12 protein-coding genes and 1 pseudogene are annotated in these 17,770 nt (G+C 44.2%); 8 read left to right on the top strand and 5 right to left on the bottom strand.

The features are described 5' to 3' along the window. Positions 1-246: 246 nt before the first annotated feature. Positions 247-1,239, bottom strand: coding sequence for a hypothetical protein (locus FVB43_RS12635; RefSeq protein ID WP_167864097.1), 993 nt, complete (start codon positions 1,237-1,239; stop codon positions 247-249). Between the two features lie 297 nt (positions 1,240-1,536). On the opposite strand from FVB43_RS12635, the gene FVB43_RS12630 reads away from it, so the two are divergent. Beyond that, positions 1,537-1,737: a helix-turn-helix transcriptional regulator gene (locus FVB43_RS12630; protein WP_167864096.1), complete on the top strand. Its 201-nt coding sequence runs from the start codon at positions 1,537-1,539 to the stop codon at positions 1,735-1,737. 368 nt (positions 1,738-2,105) lie between these two features. Further along, a complete protein-coding gene (locus FVB43_RS12625) occupies positions 2,106-2,675 on the top strand; it encodes a YagK/YfjJ domain-containing protein (RefSeq protein WP_167864095.1) in 570 nt (189 codons plus the stop codon). Between the two features lie 702 nt (positions 2,676-3,377). Here the strand turns inward: FVB43_RS12625 and FVB43_RS12620 are convergent. Beyond that, a pseudogene (locus FVB43_RS12620) lies at positions 3,378-3,506 on the bottom strand (IS110 family transposase); the annotation flags it as partial. Positions 3,507-3,714: 208 nt separating this feature from the next. Between FVB43_RS12620 and FVB43_RS12615 the strand changes: the two are divergent. The 6 genes from FVB43_RS12615 (at position 3,715) to FVB43_RS12590 (ending at position 14,332) form a co-directional block, all read left to right on the top strand. Further along, positions 3,715-4,113 (top strand): DDE-type integrase/transposase/recombinase, encoded by a 399-nt coding sequence (locus FVB43_RS12615; RefSeq protein WP_167864094.1) that lies wholly within the window; start codon positions 3,715-3,717, stop codon positions 4,111-4,113. 166 nt (positions 4,114-4,279) lie between these two features. Further along, complete coding sequence (gene hsdR, locus FVB43_RS12610) at positions 4,280-6,715, top strand: EcoAI/FtnUII family type I restriction enzme subunit R (protein WP_167864093.1); 2,436 nt, start codon at positions 4,280-4,282, stop codon at positions 6,713-6,715. 73 nt (positions 6,716-6,788) lie between these two features. Beyond that, the gene (locus FVB43_RS12605) at positions 6,789-8,261 is read left to right on the top strand and encodes an N-6 DNA methylase (RefSeq protein ID WP_167864092.1); all 1,473 of its coding nucleotides are present in this window, start codon (positions 6,789-6,791) and stop codon (positions 8,259-8,261) included. Next, complete coding sequence (locus tag FVB43_RS12600; protein WP_167864091.1) at positions 8,261-10,024, top strand: restriction endonuclease subunit S; 1,764 nt, start codon at positions 8,261-8,263, stop codon at positions 10,022-10,024. The genes FVB43_RS12605 and FVB43_RS12600 overlap by 1 nt, the downstream gene beginning before the upstream one ends. A gap of 10 nt (positions 10,025-10,034) precedes the next feature. After that, the gene (locus FVB43_RS12595; RefSeq protein WP_167864090.1) at positions 10,035-11,135 is read left to right on the top strand and encodes a PDDEXK family nuclease; all 1,101 of its coding nucleotides are present in this window, start codon (positions 10,035-10,037) and stop codon (positions 11,133-11,135) included. A 179-nt stretch (positions 11,136-11,314) separates the two neighbouring features. After that, positions 11,315-14,332, top strand: a complete 3,018-nt coding sequence (locus tag FVB43_RS12590) for a reverse transcriptase domain-containing protein (protein WP_167864089.1) — start codon at positions 11,315-11,317, stop codon at positions 14,330-14,332. Between the two features lie 558 nt (positions 14,333-14,890). On the opposite strand, the gene FVB43_RS12585 is transcribed toward FVB43_RS12590, so the two are convergent. From FVB43_RS12585 to FVB43_RS12575, 3 genes are all read right to left on the bottom strand, one after another. Next, positions 14,891-15,841, bottom strand: a complete 951-nt coding sequence (locus tag FVB43_RS12585) for a hypothetical protein (RefSeq protein ID WP_167864088.1) — start codon at positions 15,839-15,841, stop codon at positions 14,891-14,893. A 95-nt stretch (positions 15,842-15,936) separates the two neighbouring features. Further along, complete coding sequence (locus tag FVB43_RS12580) at positions 15,937-17,079, bottom strand: helix-turn-helix domain-containing protein (protein ID WP_167864087.1); 1,143 nt, start codon at positions 17,077-17,079, stop codon at positions 15,937-15,939. Next, positions 17,076-17,687 carry a hypothetical protein gene (locus FVB43_RS12575; RefSeq protein WP_167864086.1) on the bottom strand — a complete coding sequence of 204 codons (612 nt, stop codon included), beginning with the start codon at positions 17,685-17,687 and terminating at the stop codon, positions 17,076-17,078. The genes FVB43_RS12580 and FVB43_RS12575 overlap by 4 nt, the downstream gene beginning before the upstream one ends. Positions 17,688-17,770 lie beyond the last annotated feature (83 nt).

The following is a 17,770-nucleotide window of genomic DNA, read 5'->3' as shown; positions in this document are numbered from 1 at the left end:
CTCAACCATTAAATATATCTAAAATAAGAACCCGCATTGATTATAGTAATTATTTTTATCTTAATAAGTTTATGTATGTAAGTCAGGAGTAATTATTTTTTAGATTGCTTTTGAACTACATGGAGGGATATGGAGGATAAATTAAAAAATCCGCCAGCAGATTAATTTATATAATTGAAACGCTACATAGATTTAAAGCTAACCAATCTTTAAGGTATAAATATCAGTTAAGCGCTTCAGAGTTATTTAGAAAATTGATAAACCATACGCACGGACAATCTTTCCTTTTACTTCCCCTTTTTTATCATTTGAATCATATTTTTTCGAGTCTAAACGTGGAGATTTGAAATTTTCGGAGCATTTACCCAGCCGAGTGTAAAAATCCCTCATACCTTCCACAAAAGAAAACATCTCTAACGAAAGAGCAAACACATACCTTTCAAACTCTTTTATCTCAACATTTATAGATATTTTCATGAAATCAGAAACAAAACTTTCAGAATAGTCATTTTCAAAAATAATTTTCCTTATGTTTGGAACATCCTTGCTCTTCATAAAAAATTCATACCCTGCCCCACGATGAACTGAAGAGGCCATGCCATAATTTCCGTAATGTTTGTTAAACGTAAAGTGTTTCATTTCACCTTGTTGTTTTGTACATTTCATCCATAAATCTTCAATTTCCACTCCTAACTTTGCATTAAAAAATTTATTATTAACATAAAAGCAAACGTGAAAGTAAGGTAATCCTCTTCTTACATCCCTCAACATTACCCAAAAATAACCTCCGATTCTGTTAAGTAAAACTCGTCCACGCATCTTATTAAAAAAATCCTTCAAGTGATTTTGTAATCTCTCACAAAAGTCATGAGGTTGTTGCGGACAATGTCCCTTCAAAGAAAAAGAAACCTTAATAACTGCTAACTCTGGATTTATCTTCAATCTTTTCTTGTGTGCTGCCATCACCTTTTGGTAAAAAACCTCCTTCTTTTTCAATTCCTTCGAAACCTCAAACCTTAAGATATCTAAAGTCTTGTAAGGCTCACTCGAATTAACAATTCTAGAAAAAATTTCATCTGCTGTTAGATAAGTACCCTTATCCAAAAGACTCGACAAAGAATACTTAGAAGAAATAAAGTCAAACCCTTTTAATAGTTTATCATGCAATATTAAAGAATTGGATGGCATCGATAGATCGCTCTTAGCCAATTTAATCATTTTCAGGTCATCTTTAAACATAGCCCACCCAAAAAAATACAAGTTACTATTAAAAAAAAGAACAAGTTACAATCTAATACCCACTATGACGGGCTTTCACTACTTGAACCTCATCCTTGACACGAATGCCATTGGCACATGTTCTTATGCAAAAAAACTACTTGTAATGTATCACATCTTTGCTCGGGTATACATCCAAAAGAACTTGGTGAGTATTTTTTTACATTCTAGACCAATGAGATGAACTGCAATGAGGTTGGTTGATCTCCATAGACTGAACTCATCGCTCCTACCATTGTTTGATACAGGATCATACTCATGAGCAATCTACTTGAAGACCAATTGATTGATATGACTTTCATTACATCTTATTCAGGTATGACTGATAAATGGTTTTATAAATTGATTCAGGAAGGAAAGTTCCCGAAACCAATTAAAATGGGGCGTAGTTCTCGCTGGCTAGAAAGCGAAGTAATCATTTGGTTTAAAGAGAGAATTAACGAATCCCGTGGTGAGTAACACAAACACCACTGAAAACACATTAACAATAAAACCCTCATTGAATCAACTAACAATTCCAATTTGGGTTAATTAGTATTATTAGTGTTATAAACCCTGTTAAGCATGTCACTTCTTTTAGCTACCCCAACCACGTAAATCCCATTAATAATATTAACCCCCATAATGCAACCAATCCTATTAAAGCTAACTGACCTGTATTAACAATTCAACTAAATTGATGATAGTTACTGATTACACTTGCAACAGACATTAGTACATTAAACCAGCCTCCAGCTATGAATATATAGCCTAACCGAATTCAGGAATATGTATTGCTTAACATAATTGCACAATGACATGAGAGAAAAGCTAAAAGAGGATTCATTATGTCAAGCGTCAATGGTAAATACCCAGTAAACCCTGTATTGTTATCTCATCTGCATTCACATGCAGAATCATTGAGAAACAAATACGCCAGACTTCTTACGTTCAGAATGGATTTCTTTTACATAAAGGGAACTTCTTTATTTGAGCAAAGAATAAATGACTGGTCTTTTCGGGATATGTATATGTTATCCGAGCGGCTTATCGATACCAGTGATATTGTTGGTTACAGCTGGGTGATGGAGAGAACTGAGCTACATGGGATCCATTATCATGCTATGTTTTATCTGAATGGCCATTTGCATCAGAAGTATTACCCGATAGCACAAGATGTATTACAGCTCTGGTTATACATGACCTTGGGGCAAGGATATGTCCATATCTGTGCCCCGTCGGCTAACAATTACCCGGTTAATGGTCAGGGTAAATTCAATTATCAAAATGACCATCGTTTTAATGAATTATTTTACACATTAAGCTATCTGGCGAAAGAAGAACAGAAAGAAGGTTATTATTGTTATGGCCTGAGTGAAGTCTCTGAGCCAAATGGAAGAGGAAGACCAAGAAAATAGATGTAGTGCGTGTTAAATAAACAGCCCTATCCGATATTAATGCCAGCAGCTCTCGCTGGCATTTTCATTGATTCCGAAGTTAATTATGTATAAACCTGCCTTTACGGCTTTTGCCGTTACGCAACATGGCGAATGGGTCGAACCGGAAACAGCGGTACGAGAAGACTACAATCCCCCACTCTGCGAATTCTGCAGACTATAAATCAATGTTGTTATTGGTGAACTTACCGGTGTAAAAATTCTTGTTAATACACCACTGCGACTGGAGACGGACAAGCTTCTTGCAACCTGCCCTATAGCAAGGCTGCAAACAAGTTAGCTGCAGGTGGGAATATAGAGTTTGGCCCTTTACGGCCACCGGAACCCAGTCTGCCGCACTGCAAAACGGTAAAGCAAAACTGGCATTGCCGCTGGTGCCATCTCTATTGGAATGGGAAAAGTATGCTTACAATGTAAAAACTGGATCTATGCCATTAGTGCATAATGTCAATGACGGTTTAAAAGAGATCCATTTTTCATCACCACTAACGGTCTAATATTGATCCACCGTTTTACGGTAGCTTAGCTTCAGTGATTACTCCAGCCTTTCACTGTCTTTAAGACATTCAACACTGTAGTGGCGATTTAATCGAGCTGAGAACGCAATTTGTCAATATCACTACCGTTGGTATTTTGAGCATAGCAACTGTCTTGAGTTAATTATTACGAAGCATGGCGATGAAACGAAGGATCCCATTCTTCGTTCTTTTTAAGCATTGCATTCAGAATGGTCAGTAGCTTTCTGATGCAGGCTGTTAATGCGAAATTTTTAGGCTTTCCGGCAGCAACCAGGAGGTCACCGATGCCAGCAGTGAGGGGGATCTTCAGCAGGTCGTTTCCGGGCTGACAAAGCCCGGGATCTCGTCTTGAGGGGAAGCGGGCATTGCGCAGGAAACGCCGGAGAGTCTTCATCTGTAGTGACTTAATAGATCCGGACATGTTCAGGGGTAATAACTTCACTGACAACAGAGGTGAGCCACTGAGCTTTATCAGATGAGCTGTGGCTCAGCCAAGACCCGTACGCTGTCTATCCATCCTGAAACAGGAAGGCGAAGAGGTCAGCTGCTATAAAGCGGCCCGGCTGATGGGGGAAGCCGGGCTTATCAGCCATCAGTCCGGCAGGCATCGTTATCGTGTGCGGGATAAAGCCTCACTCATAACGAAAAATGAACTCGCCCGTCAGTTCAGCGTGGCAAAACCGGACAAGGTGTGGGGCGGTGATATTACCTTTATCAAAACGGCGCAGGGTTGGTCTTATCTGGCGGTTGTTCTGGACGTGTACGCGAGCAAGGGTGTGGACTGGGCTTTATTCACCGCCGCAGATAGTAGGTTTGCACAGCATGTACTGAAAATGGTATGGGTCAGCAGCGGTAAACCAATCAAAATAGTAGTGTTATGACCCATGCCCCGTATGTGACGCATTCGCACATGAGCTGAGAATCGCAGATTTTTTCTAGCGAATAATGATTTTACCCATTGCTGCCCAAAACATCGTTTCAGGTCATTACGTATCGCACTAATATGTGTAAAATCAGAACTAACCCAATATTTTGGAGTGTTCTGCTATGGCTGGCGTAAACAAAACTCATTTGACTGAAACGGACATCATCACCAAATTCATCCTGCCAGAGGTTAAAGGCGCGGGCTGGGATGTGATGTCGCAGATCCGCCAGGAAGTGAAACTCCGCGATGGTAAAGTGGTGGTGCGCGGCAAGCTGGCTGCACGTCTGACAGTGAAATCAGCGGACATTGTGCTTTACCACAAGCCTGGACTGCCGCTTGCAGTCATAGAGGCTAAAGCTAATAAGCATGAGATCGGCAAGGGTATGCAACAGGGTCTGGATTACGCTCGTCTTCTCGACGTGCCTTTTGTCTTTGCTTCTAATGGTGATGGTTTTATCTTTCACGACAAAACGAATCCCGCACAGCTTGAATCAGAAATCACACTCAACGATTTTCCAACGCCAGAGCAGTTGTGGAGTAAATACTGTGTCTGGAAAGGTTTCACCGCCGAGCAATTGCCTGTCATCAGCCAGGACTATTACGACGACAGCACCGGAAAATCCCCCCGTTACTACCAGCTTCAGGCGATTAACAAAACGGTAGAAGCTGTTTCTGCTGGACAAAAGCGCCTGTTATTAGTCATGGCGACAGGAACCGGGAAAACCTATACCGCGTTCCAGATTATCTGGCGTCTATGGAAAGCAAAAAATAAGCAACGCATCCTGTTTCTTGCTGACCGCAATATCCTTGTTGATCAAACCAAAACTAACGACTTCGTGCCCTTTGGCAGCGCGATGGCAAAAGTGACTGGCAGGATGATTGATCCGGCCTATGAAATTCAACTGGCACTCTACCAGGCCATTACCGGTCCGGAAGAACATCAAAAAGCGTTTAAACAGGTTGCCCCTGATTTCTTCGACCTGATTGTTATCGACGAATGCCATCGCGGCAGCGCATCAGAAGACAGCGCCTGGCGTGAAATCCTCGAATACTTCAGTAGCGCCACGCAAATTGGCCTGACCGCCACGCCGAAAGAAACCGAAGAAGTCTCCAGCACCGACTACTTTGGCGAGCCGGTTTACACCTATTCGCTCAAAGAAGGCATAGAAGATGGTTTCCTCGCACCGTACAAAGTTGTGCGGGTAGATATTGATGTCGACTTGCAGGGTTGGCGCCCAACCAAAGGACAGGTTGATAAACACGGTGAACTGATTGAGGACCGTATTTATAACCAGAAAGATTTTGACCGCACGATGGTCATTGATGAGCGGACCTGGCTGGTGGCACAAACTATCACTGATTATCTCAAGCGCACCAACCCGATGGATAAAACCATCGTCTTCTGTAACGACATCGATCACGCAGAACGCATGCGCCGGGCATTGGTCAACCTCAACCCCGAGCAGGTGAAAAAGAACGAAAAATACGTGATGAAAATCACTGGCGACGATGACATCGGCAAGGGGCAATTGGATAACTTCATCAATCCGAAGAAAGCCTATCCGGTAATAACGACCACCTCAGAATTGATGAGTACTGGTGTGGATGCGCAGACCTGCAAACTGGTGGTACTGGACCAGAACATTCAGTCGATGACAAAATTTAAGCAAATCATCGGGCGCGGCACGCGTATCAACGAAAAATACGGCAAGCTGTGGTTCACCATTCTCGACTTTAAAAAAGCCACCGAACTGTTTGCCGACCCGCGTTTCGACGGTTTGCCAGAAAAAGTAATCCGCACCACGCCGCAAGAGATTACCGATCCTGATTCTAATTTCGATGAACAACTTGAAGATGAAACCTCAGAGCAAGAGCCATCTGATTTGGTTAATGGGGTCGCAGAGACACCTGCAACCTACGACCCAACATCAGGCAAAGGGAATGGAGCTTTTGAAGAAGACGATGAAAACAAAGCCCGTAAGTTTCACGTCAACGGTGTCAGCGTAAAAGTCCTGGCAAAACGTGTGCAGTATTACGATGCCGACGGCAAGCTGGTCACTGAATCTTTCCAGGATTACACACGCAAAACGCTGCTTAAAGATAAAGTCTACGCATCGCTTGATGACTTCATCCGTAAGTGGCACTCTGCGGACCGCAAACAGATCATCATTGATGAACTTGAGCAGCTCGGTGTGCTTTGGGATGTACTGGCAGAAGAAGTGGGCAAAGATCTCGACCCGTTCGATCTATTGTGCCATGTGGTTTACGGCCAGCCGCCACTGACACGCAAAGAGCGTGTAGACAACGTTCGCAAGCGTAACTACTTCACTAAATATTCTGAGCCTGCGCAGAACGTATTAAACACGCTTCTGGATAAATACGCCGACGAAGGCGTGCAGGAAATCGAAGACATCCAAGTGTTGAAGCTAAAACCGTTCGATTCGCTCGGTCGCCCGCTCGAAATTATTAAAAGCAGTTTTGGTAGCAAAGAGGCCTACGAAGATGCCGTGAACGAACTGGAAAGCGAAATTTACCAGTCACCACCACGTTCAGCCTGATAACCCACCCCCTATTCTGCCACCAGGCGCTTACGGCCCCGGTGGCATCCTTTTTTAAGAGTGGTAAGAAAACATGTCGATTAGTTCAGTCATTAAATCTCTGCAGGACATTATGCGTAAAGACGCCGGTGTGGACGGCGATGCACAGCGTCTCGGGCAGCTTTCTTGGCTGCTGTTCCTGAAGATTTTTGATACCCAGGAAGAAGAGCTGGAACTGGAGCAGGATGACTATCAGCTCCCGATCCCGCAGCGCTATTTATGGCGTACCTGGGCGGCGAACAGTGAAGGCATCACCGGTGATGCACTACTGGATTTCGTAAATGATGACCTGTTCCCGACACTGAAAAACCTCACGGCTCCGATCGATAAGAACCCGCGTGGTTTTGTGGTCAAACAGGCGTTTAGCGATGCCTACAACTATATGAAAAACGGCACGTTACTGCGTCAGGTGATCAACAAGCTCAACGAAATCGACTTCAGCAGCAGCTATGAACGTCATCTGTTTGGCGATATTTACGAACAGATCCTGCGCGACCTGCAAAGTGCCGGTAATGCAGGTGAGTTCTATACCCCGCGTGCAGTGACGCGCTTTATGGTCAATCGCATCGACCCGAAACTGGGCGAGTCGATAATGGACCCGGCTTGCGGCACAGGCGGTTTCCTGGCATGTTCGTTCGACCATGTGAAAGAGCATTACGTTAAAACCACCGCTGACCACCAGATATTGCAAAAGCAGATCCACGGCGTGGAGAAAAAACAGCTTCCGCATCTGCTGTGCACCACTAACATGCTGCTGCACGGCATTGAAGTACCAGTACAAATCCGCCATGACAACACGCTGAATAAACCGCTCTCTTCCTGGGATGAGCAGGTTGATGTGATTGTTACCAACCCACCTTTTGGCGGCACCGAAGAAGATGGGATCGAGAAAAACTTCCCGGCGGAAATGCAGACCCGTGAAACCGCCGACCTGTTCCTGCAACTCATTATCGAAGTGCTGGCAGACAAAGGCCGCGCGGCGGTGGTATTGCCGGACGGTACGCTGTTTGGTGAAGGTGTAAAAACCAAAATTAAAAAGCTGCTCACCGAAGAGTGCAATCTGCACACCATCGTGCGTTTACCGAACGGCGTGTTTAACCCGTACACCGGTATCAAAACCAATATTCTGTTCTTCACCAAAGGCCAGCCGACCAAAGAGGTGTGGTTCTACGAGCATCCGTACCCGGACGGCGTGAAGAACTACAGCAAAACCAAACCGATGAAGTTTGAAGAGTTCCAGACGGAAATCGACTGGTGGGGTAACGAAGCCGACGGTTTTGCCAGCCGCGAAGATAATAATCAGGCGTGGAAAGTCAGTATCGACGACATCATCGCCCGCAACTTCAACCTTGATATCAAGAACCCGTACCAAGGGGAAACCATCAGCCACGATCCGGATGAGCTGCTGGCGCAGTACCAGAAGCAGCAGGCGGAAATCAGCGAGCTGCGTAAACAGCTGCGCGATATCCTTGGTGCGGCTCTGGCGGGTAACAAGGGGGCGAACTGATGACTGTTAAGAAGCTGATCACCGACCATATCGATATCTGGTCTTCCGCGCTGCAAACCCGCTCCACGGCGGGGCGCGGTAGCAATGGCAAAATTGATCTTTATGGCATTAAGAAACTGCGTGAGCTGATTCTGGAACTGGCGGTGCGCGGCAAACTGGTGCCGCAGGATCCGAATGATGAATCGGCGTCAGAGCTGTTAAAGCGTATTGCTACCGAGGAAGCGATGCTGGTTAAGCAGGGGAAGATTAAAAAGCAGAAACCGCTGCCGGAAATTAGCGAGGATGAGAAGCCGTTTGAGTTGCCGGTGGGGTGGGAGTGGGTGAGAATGGATCATGTTGGCCATGATTGGGGGCAAAAAACTCCCGAAAATGATTTTACATATATTGATGTTGGATCCATTAACAAAGAATTAGGCATTGTTGCAGAGCCAACAATAATACAAGCTCAAGATGCACCTTCTCGGGCGAGAAAAATTGTTCGTAGAAATACGGTTGTATATTCTACAGTTCGTCCTTATTTGCTAAATATTGCAGTTATTAATGAAGATTTCCAGCCGGAGCCAATAGCCAGCACAGCATTTGCAATAGTTCACCCATGGGAAGGCATTTCTGCAACATTCATCTATCACTACCTTCGATCACCTGTATTTATTAACTATGTTGAAAGTTGTCAAACTGGAGTTGCTTACCCAGCGATTAATGATAAACAGTTTTTTTCTGGGGTAGTTGCTATTCCTCCATTAGAAGAACAACTCCGTATTGTAGATAAAGTTAATGATCTTATGTCCCTATGCGATCAACTGGAACAGCAATCCCTGACCAGTCTGGATGCGCATCAGCAACTAGTAGTAACTCTGCTGACAACGCTGACAGACAGCCAAAATGCTGAAGAACGCGTCGAAAACTGGGCGCGAATTAGCCAGCACTTCGACACGCTGTTTACCACTGAAGCGAGTATCGACGCGCTTAAGCAAACCATTCTGCAACTGGCTGTGATGGGTAAACTGGTACCGCAGGATCCTAACGACGAACCGGCATCTGAACTGCTTAAACGTATTGAGCAGGAAAAAACGCAACTGGTGAAAGAAGGGAAAATTAAAAAACAAAAACCGTTGCCGCCCGTGGAATTTGAAGAACATCCATTTAGTTTGCCTGATAGCTGGGAATATGTAAGATTGAATAATATTGCGTCTTTGATTGGCGGATTTGCATATAAAAGTTCATCCTTCATAAAGGATAGTAAATATCAGGTTTTAAGGATGGGAAACATTAGGCCTGATCAAATAAGAATGGATGAAAACCCTGTTTTTATTTCGGACTCCGTTGCTAATGATACATCGGATTATAAGCTTATTTCAAAAGACATTGTACTAACAATGACAGGCACAAAAGGTAAGAGAGATTATTTATACTCAGCAATAATCCCAGATGGTTTGAGTCGGACACTTTATCTTAACCAGCGTATCTGTAAGGTCAATGTAATTATGGCTAATGCTGAATTTGTAAATATATTGATGAAATCTAATTCATTGCTTGATGTAATCTATAAACAGTCAACCGGAACTGCTAATCAAGCAAATATAAGTATGCAAAGTTTATCGGCTTGGGTAGTTCCTTTACCTCCATTGAAGGAGCAGAATTTAATTGTCAAATTATCAACAGAGTTGTTGTTGCTTTGCGACCAATTAAAATCCCGCCTCCAATCCGCCCAGCAAACCCAGCTCCACCTGGCGGATGCGTTTACAGATGCAGCATTAAACTAAGGAACAGACGATGCCAGTTCATCATGCTATCTGGCGAGTGGGGGAGAATCCACAGCCGCTTACCATCAGCAAACTCGACAGCGAGCAACTACTGGAGAAGATGATTTTAAACGACTCTACCATCCTCTCCGATCAGTGGATGATCATCGGCCATCAGGAGAATACGCTCGATAAAGGGCGTATCGACCTACTGGCAATTGCGCCAGATGCGTCGCTGATCCTGATTGAACTGAAACGCGACCGCACGCCACGTGAAGTGGTTGCTCAGGCGCTGGATTACGCCTCCTGGGTGGATGATTTAAGTGCCGAGCGTCTGTCGCAGATTTACGATAGATTCTCCGGTGGTGGAAATTTGGGCGACGCATTTAGACAACGCTTCAACGCCGAGCTGGAAGACGATTCCATCAACAAGTCACATCAAATTATTATTGTTGCAGCGGAGCTGGATCCTTCCACCGAACGCATCGTCGACTATCTGAGTAAGAACGGCATCTCAATTAACGTTCTGTTCTTTAAAGTATTCCAGCACGGTGACGAGCAATTCTTAAGTCGCGCCTGGCTTATCGATCCGAGCGAAACGCAAACCAATGCCGCACAGGCCACTGCCACAAGTGCCAATGCGAAGGAATCCTGGAATGGTGAGTTTTATGTCTCGTTTGGCGATTCCAACAGCCGTGTCTGGGAAGAGGCGCGCCGCTACGGGTTTATCAGCGCGGGTGGAGGGAGCTGGTACAGTCAGACGTTAAAACAGCTTCAGCCTGGCAATCGCGTCTGGGTGAAAATACCGGCAACAGGTTACGTCGGCGTCGGTATTGTACAAAGCGCCGTTGAGCCTGCCAGCAGCTTCACCATTAACACTGACGACGGTGAAAATCTGGCGATGGATGTGCTTAAGTACAGCGATCTCTATCACCGGAATGCAAATGACCCCGATAAGTCCGAGTATTTTGTGCCCGTTAAGTGGCTGGAAACCCGCAGTGAACAAGAGGCCGTGAACGAGGTCGGATTCTTCGGTAATCAAAATACGGTCTGCAAACCTACAACTCCAAAATGGCGACACACTATTGAAAAACTTAAGCGATACTTCGAAAACTGGAACGCCGAATTGTAATTTTCAAAGGAGTTTCGCTTTCCAAATATACAAGAAATCATTATTTCTGAAGGCATCTAAAAGTGGATGATTCGTTTTATTGGAACAGTTGCATTCTCGTTAATTAAAGTGACTGCTTCCGACTGGCCAACGGTCATTCAGAAGCTGAGAATGTAGTTATTTTTTAAAGAGGAATTGGCATGATTATTAGCCTTGAAGAGCTTGGCCTTGCCTACCGCAAAGCGAAAGTCGATTTGTACTATTCATCCCATGTTTCGCTGGAAGCAATTGCGGCTTACGAAGAGTCCCTACATACGAATCTGACGGTTCTGCAGGGAAAAATACAAGGTGACGACGAATCATGGGTGGAAGAGAATGAGTTCACTGGCAACTGGTTTCTGGCCACCAAATCTGTAGACATGTCTTGCTGGGAACAGCAGCGAGAACCGCAAGCTAACGGTCTCATATTTTCCTCACCTGCTGAAAAGTGGGCATATGCTTGCAACTCAATGGCTGAGAAAAACGAACAAAAAAAAATCAAAGCCGAGTTTCGAGTAATGGCTCAATGCAGCCTGGATTTTCATGTTCTTTCGACTCTTTGGATGTTAAAAGTCGGGCATCTTTTTGATGCCAAATTATCTACCTGTGCTTACGGTAACCGCCTGCGCCGTACTCTAGATGGAAAAGACATCAATGCACTTTCAATTGGTTCTTTTCAACCTTATCTCAGACCTTTTCGTGATTGGCGTGACAATGGCATTAACGCCATGCGGAGCGCGCTAAGTGAAAGCAAAAAAATCGTGGCACTCACTGCTGATGTTAGTTCTTTCTATCACGAACTGAATCCCGGGTTTATGCTTGATCCAACCTTCGTCAAAGATATTTTGGAGTTGGAACTCACTGCTGAACAAAGCAAGCTTAATCGATTATTCATTAATGCGTTAAAAGCATGGGCAATTGAGACCCCGTTGAAGAAAGGGCTACCAGTAGGTCTCCCTGCTTCAGCTGTTGTTGCCAACGTAGCTCTGATTGAGCTGGATCGCGTTATTGAGCAGCAAGTCGCACCTATCTATTACGGACGGTATGTAGATGACATCATTCTGGTCATGGAAAATGGTGCGAATTTTCGTTCCATGGCAGAGCTATGGCAATGGTTGTTCGACCGTTCTTCCGGCAAACTGGACTGGGTGAAGGGCGAGGAAAACAAACAGATCAGTTTTCAACCAAACTATCTGCATGACAGCCAGATTCGTTTTGCAAATGCGAAGAATAAAGTGTTTATCCTGGCGGGTGACCCCGGAAAAACCTTAGTGGAAGCTATTGCTCATCAGATTTATGAACGAGCCAGCGAGTGGCGAGCCATGCCTCGGTTACCGCATTCATCCAACAATGTTGGTACTGATTTGCTTGCTGCAACTCAAAGTAATGGCGAAGTCGCTGACAATTTGCGTAAAGCAGATGCACTGACTATGCGTAGAGCTGGTTTTGCAATCAAACTACGCGACTTTGAAGCCTATGAGCGTGACCTACAACCGGGCACATGGAAAGGCCATCGACAGGCTTTTTTCCGGGCATTTATTGATCATGTTGTGGTTCTGCCACAATTCTTTGATTTATCAGTCTACCTACCCCGAGTGATCCGACTGGCCACGGCCTGTGAGGACTTTGTCGAGTTGCGCAGACTAATCTTCGCGCTCGAGAATATTTGCAATGAAGTACGAGAAAAATGCCGCCTTGCGATCAAGGCATGTCCTGATGATAACCTCCCTTCTGAAGAAGAGATTATTGGCAAATGGAGGGCCCAACTTTTTAGCAGTGTGCTAGAAGCTATCGTTGCAGCATTTCCTCCGCGTATTTCCAAAGTAGGTAAGCAAATCTGGAATGACCATTTGAAAAATTGGCACACCCTGTGTGGGCTAGACATAGAATATTTGGGTCGTGATTTTTCATTAAAGGGCTACCAAGAACAGCAGGCAAGATTATTCTCTTTCGACTTAGCACACATGCCATTCCGCTTTATCGGTCTACCAAAAGAGATGATTGCTCAACGGGGCATACCCGCTCCGAAAACAGTAGCCCACTGTGCAAAAGCATCAGAATTATTGCCTGATAATGTCGTTTTTGGTAATCAGGTAGTAGCGAAATGGTGCAAATTTAAAATCCTGCCACATGGACTATTATTTGCTACACGGCCTTTCAGCCTGCCGGAGCTATTTATCCTAAACAATGAGGCTTATACAGCCTCAGCTCGGCAAGAAATGCGAGCCGTTGTTCTCGCTGTTCGTGGTTTTGTCCTCGGTAATAAAATACCTTGTGTCGATAAACAAGGCGTACTGCAAATTCCTGACGGCCAATCTGCTGGAAAATATGGGGTTGCCGTCTCTAGCTGGAAAACGTCCATGGCAAGCTGGACTGCGGCGGTTATGCGTTCAGCCGATCAGGATGCCAACCGTTACACTAGATTATGTCGCTTGCTTGACGGTGTGATAGCCCAACCACATAACAGTCGTTACTTAATTCTGCCGGAGCTCTCACTCCCTGCGCACTGGTTTATTAGGATTGCCCGCAAGTTACAAGGTCGCGGGATATCACTTGTCACCGGTATTGAATATCTACATGCCAGTAAAGCAAGGGTGCACAATCAGGTATGGGCTTCCTTGTCTCATGATGGATTGGGTTTTCCTTCACTAATGATTTACCGTCAGGACAAACAACGCCCAGCACTGCATGAAGAGCAGGAATTACAACGGCTAGCAGGGCTGGAAATGGAACCAGAAAAGAGATGGGCAACGCCTCCCATCATTCAACACGGTGATTTTCGTTTTTCCTTGTTGATTTGTAGTGAGCTGACCAATATTAGTTATCGCGCAGCGCTGCGTGGCAACGTTGACGCACTGTTTGTGCCAGAGTGGAATCAGGATACTGAAACTTTCAATGCCTTGGTCGAGTCTGCTGCGCTGGATATCCATGCTTACATCATCCAATGCAATGACCGCCAGTATGGCGATAGCCGCATCCGAGGCCCCTTCAAAGATAGCTGGAAGCGTGATGTATTGCGAGTCAAAGGCGGTATTACAGATTATTGTGTAATTGGTGAGATTGACGTAAATGCATTGCGACAATTTCAAAGTAGTTACCGTTCGCCAGGCAAGCCCTTTAAACCTGTTCCAGATGGTTTTGAGATAGAGCATTCTCGAAAAATATTGCCAGAAGGATAAGGAAAACGACCCAAAAATATCGGCTGAGGTTATTGAGGATATAGCTACTTGGCATATGCGCTCATCGTGCAGGTTCGCCGGGAAGGAGCCAAAGGCCGCCCTTGATTCGGATCATACTTATTTGGCTTGTCCGATCTGAGATCGAAGGGCCAGCCAGTTTCACACAACGCGGTTTTGACTGAGTACGGGAAGTGCGGACGCCGTACTTGTTTCCAGGATGTGGGAGCCATACGCCACGTAAGAGCAAAGACCGCATCCTGCTTGAAAACGGCGCACCGCTGGAGCACATCACAAAGTTGTTGGGCCAGGCAAACCCGGCTTCAACGCTATTTTATATCGGGTTCACGCAGGAGACTGCGGACACGCTTTCAGAAGAGTTTTCTCTTGGCGAGAAATAATAATGATGAAAAACGTATAGTGGTACTTATTAAATTTCCGTCTCTGCTGAGGAAGCAATTTATTGCCAGAAAAAAATAATACTTACGGATAAACTGGCAACGTATCCATTCGACGCCAGTTAATAGCATGCTAATCATTACGTAATCATAATGATATTTTTTAACTATCTGTATCTCCTTCGCGATACACACGATTTAAAAAATCATCATACTTTTCTGGCAGTAGCGCAACCTCACCCCAACCTAACTCAGGTGTAATAAAACCTAATCCAGCCTCATTAACTTTACTGTAGAACATTGTGATGCGACCAATATTTCTATCATTCAAAAAACCGCGCCCCTCTGCTGTATCGTTTGTTATTCTTATACGAAAATCACGATATGACGTGCTATTCTCAATCTTCAGCCAAACATTAGAGTGCCCTTTAAATCTCTCAACCCTAAAAACCGTGCCAAATAAAAATCGAGATTCATCGCATTCTTCCCTCAGCTCATTTATATTTTTTAGAGAGTCACAAAACCTATATTTTTTAGCTCTTCCCTCTTCGTCCAAAAGATATATTTCACGATAATAATTGTGAATAAAATTTGCACACAAAGATTGTATGCTGGTTATCTGACTTGGGACGCGGAAAGATTCACCATTATGGCGAGCGATTGGAAGAGAAACTTCTTTACCGTCCTCCCTCTCAAAATGAGAGTCAATAGGTGCTTCATCCCCTCCAAAATCGACCCTTGGATTATTCTCTGGGCGGGCTTGGAGAAAGCCGCTGATAACTATTAGCTCTTCATCTTCAACGGCCTTTTTTGCATCTTCTTGTGTAGCATATTTTTTATATTGTATTGGACCGCACCGTAAACTACATTGTGGCGCATCATCATCTTTAAGATGTTTATAATATGCAGGAACTTCATTTGATGTCATTTCCTTTTCAGGATCTGCTGGTACTCGTGTAAGATGCTCATAGCAGGAAGGACAAAAAAGGAATCCTTTCATATGCGACAAATAAGCCAGAGGTTCAACAGTATTTCTTTTTAAAGTAGCCAGCGAGTGCAAAATTTTCACCCACTCTGGATCATAATATGCGTATGCAATTCTTCTAATAGCCATCTTAAACTCCGTGTGTAGTATCAGACTAAATAAAATACTCAGAGCATTTGATAAATTTCTGAGTGTCTTTCCCTGATGAAAGAACACCCTTATTGTTATTTTAGCTTTATAGAGACCACATTTTCTTTATCAGAGAAAATCTCAGACTTCGGAATTTTTGTTATAGTGACGAAATCAGCATCAGGCAATCCTGACATTTCGTAAAGGTCACCTTTAGAAAGTATATTATTTTCATCAAGAAGATGAGCGAGCCTATTAATTAACTTAGGTTCTTCATGCTTGATAATTTCATCCAAAGGCTCTTTTCTACGGTAAGGAGCCAGTTGTCTGAAAACATACTCTTTCTGATTGTCATTTATTAGATGCAAGCTCGCCGCTCGCATAGTGATTGCTCCAATCGAAACACCCCAACGTTCTTTCAACTTTATCAATCCCTGCAAACTTGGTGAGAAAAACTCATTGCCAAAAGTGGAAGCAGGAAGCAAGAAGCAAGAAGCAAAGTAATCCGCTTGTTTCTCCACCTTCTTAAAAAGCTCTTTATCATCAAGATAATCATCCTGAACTGAACGGTGCAATATCAGATGCCCCATTTCATGAGCAATAGTAAATCTCAAGCGAACTGCCGTACTATTTTTATCAGCAACGATGACTGGCCCGGAATTAGCCCAAAATGAAAAGGCATCCACCCTATCTCCCGCATGAATATTTGAGACAACAACACCATTATTTTCAAGGAGTTGGGTGAGGTTTTTAATCGGACCATCCCCCAACCCCCAATATCGGCGAGTTTGCGTTGCGATATCCTCGAGATCGCTTGGCGTCAGCATTTCAAAATCATCAATATCAATAGGCGGTAGTTTCAATTCAGGCAAAATTGCATATTGAAGCAGATTAGTTAGTATACCTGTAACCCATCTTCCCTTCGTTGTGCCCATCAAGCGTTCCTTTTTACTTGCAGAAGCACGACTACGAAAATGGACAGCACCTTTGATACTGGGTGAAGATTCGGCAGCTAAAAAGAAAGCCTCAGGGAAACCCAATACCCTTGAGAGCTGATTTAATGTTTCATAGGACGGGTTTTTCAGCCCTTTCTCAAACGCAGAAATTGCTTGCCGAGATATCTCAAGCAAACGAGAAAGGTCAGCCATAGTTAACCCTTTAGCCTCCCTTGCCTCGGTAAGACGTTCAGGATTAATTAATTTGTCACGATTCTGCGAAATAAGCGGGCTTACATTCATTTTTGTTTTCTTAGCAGTTCATCGACCCTAAGGGAGATTTTTTCATCAAGTTCATCTTCAATAGCTTCTTCCTCAACTTCAAAAGAAGAAACCAACTCAAATGATTCAGCATACAGCACGGCGCGCAAATCTGGTGTAGGAATGGTCAAACTTATCGCCTCCAAAGAAGCACCAATCCCATCATGTAATAGATAAACATGGCCACCAACACTTGGAAGCACATTATTGTTGCCTTCAAATCCTTCAAAAAGATCGTAATTCATACTTTGTGCATATGTAGCTCGGTAGCGAGCCTTACGCGGTAATTGCCCTGGTCCGTTAACATGGTGAGCGGTAAGAGTCCAGTTGCTCGACTTAATCGATAAGTGGCGGCAGTTACGGGCTGCATTTGGTGCGGCGTGAAAATCCAACCCAAGATTGATCGCTGTTTTTTCCAGTAATGCTTCACAATAGAACCAGCGAAGATAAGGTTGTGCCTCGCGAGAAAACACACCAAATTCGCGGCTACGCTCGGCAGACATCAAGTAAGCCTGAGATATAGAACGAGTCATAGAACTACGATGATTCACATCAAAAGCGTTCATTAGTAGTGTTCGATAGTTGCTCATAACGGCTTGCCCTGGTGAAATCTTGTCAACCATATTTACGAAATATGATGATTTTGTCAACCATGAAAAATCGATTGAGCCAC

This window comes from Erwinia rhapontici (assembly GCF_012271765.1).
GTDB lineage: Bacteria > Pseudomonadota > Gammaproteobacteria > Enterobacterales > Enterobacteriaceae > Erwinia > Erwinia rhapontici.
This window is presented reverse-complemented; position numbering and strand designations above follow the sequence as displayed.

What these genes read in the sequence shown, in the direction of transcription:
- FVB43_RS12635 (WP_167864097.1), bottom strand. Translation starts at nt 1,239, where the DNA reads ATGTTTAAAGATGACCTGAAAATGATTAAATTGGCTAAGAGCGATCTA.
- FVB43_RS12630 (WP_167864096.1), top strand. Translation starts at nt 1,537, where the DNA reads ATGAGCAATCTACTTGAAGACCAATTGATTGATATGACTTTCATTACA.
- FVB43_RS12625 (WP_167864095.1), top strand. Translation starts at nt 2,106, where the DNA reads ATGTCAAGCGTCAATGGTAAATACCCAGTAAACCCTGTATTGTTATCT.
- hsdR (WP_167864093.1), top strand. Translation starts at nt 4,280, where the DNA reads ATGGCTGGCGTAAACAAAACTCATTTGACTGAAACGGACATCATCACC.
- FVB43_RS12605 (WP_167864092.1), top strand. Translation starts at nt 6,789, where the DNA reads ATGTCGATTAGTTCAGTCATTAAATCTCTGCAGGACATTATGCGTAAA.
- FVB43_RS12600 (WP_167864091.1), top strand. Translation starts at nt 8,261, where the DNA reads ATGACTGTTAAGAAGCTGATCACCGACCATATCGATATCTGGTCTTCC.
- FVB43_RS12595 (WP_167864090.1), top strand. Translation starts at nt 10,035, where the DNA reads ATGCCAGTTCATCATGCTATCTGGCGAGTGGGGGAGAATCCACAGCCG.
- FVB43_RS12590 (WP_167864089.1), top strand. Translation starts at nt 11,315, where the DNA reads ATGATTATTAGCCTTGAAGAGCTTGGCCTTGCCTACCGCAAAGCGAAA.
- FVB43_RS12585 (WP_167864088.1), bottom strand. Translation starts at nt 15,841, where the DNA reads ATGGCTATTAGAAGAATTGCATACGCATATTATGATCCAGAGTGGGTG.
- FVB43_RS12580 (WP_167864087.1), bottom strand. Translation starts at nt 17,079, where the DNA reads ATGAATGTAAGCCCGCTTATTTCGCAGAATCGTGACAAATTAATTAAT.
- FVB43_RS12575 (WP_167864086.1), bottom strand. Translation starts at nt 17,687, where the DNA reads ATGAGCAACTATCGAACACTACTAATGAACGCTTTTGATGTGAATCAT.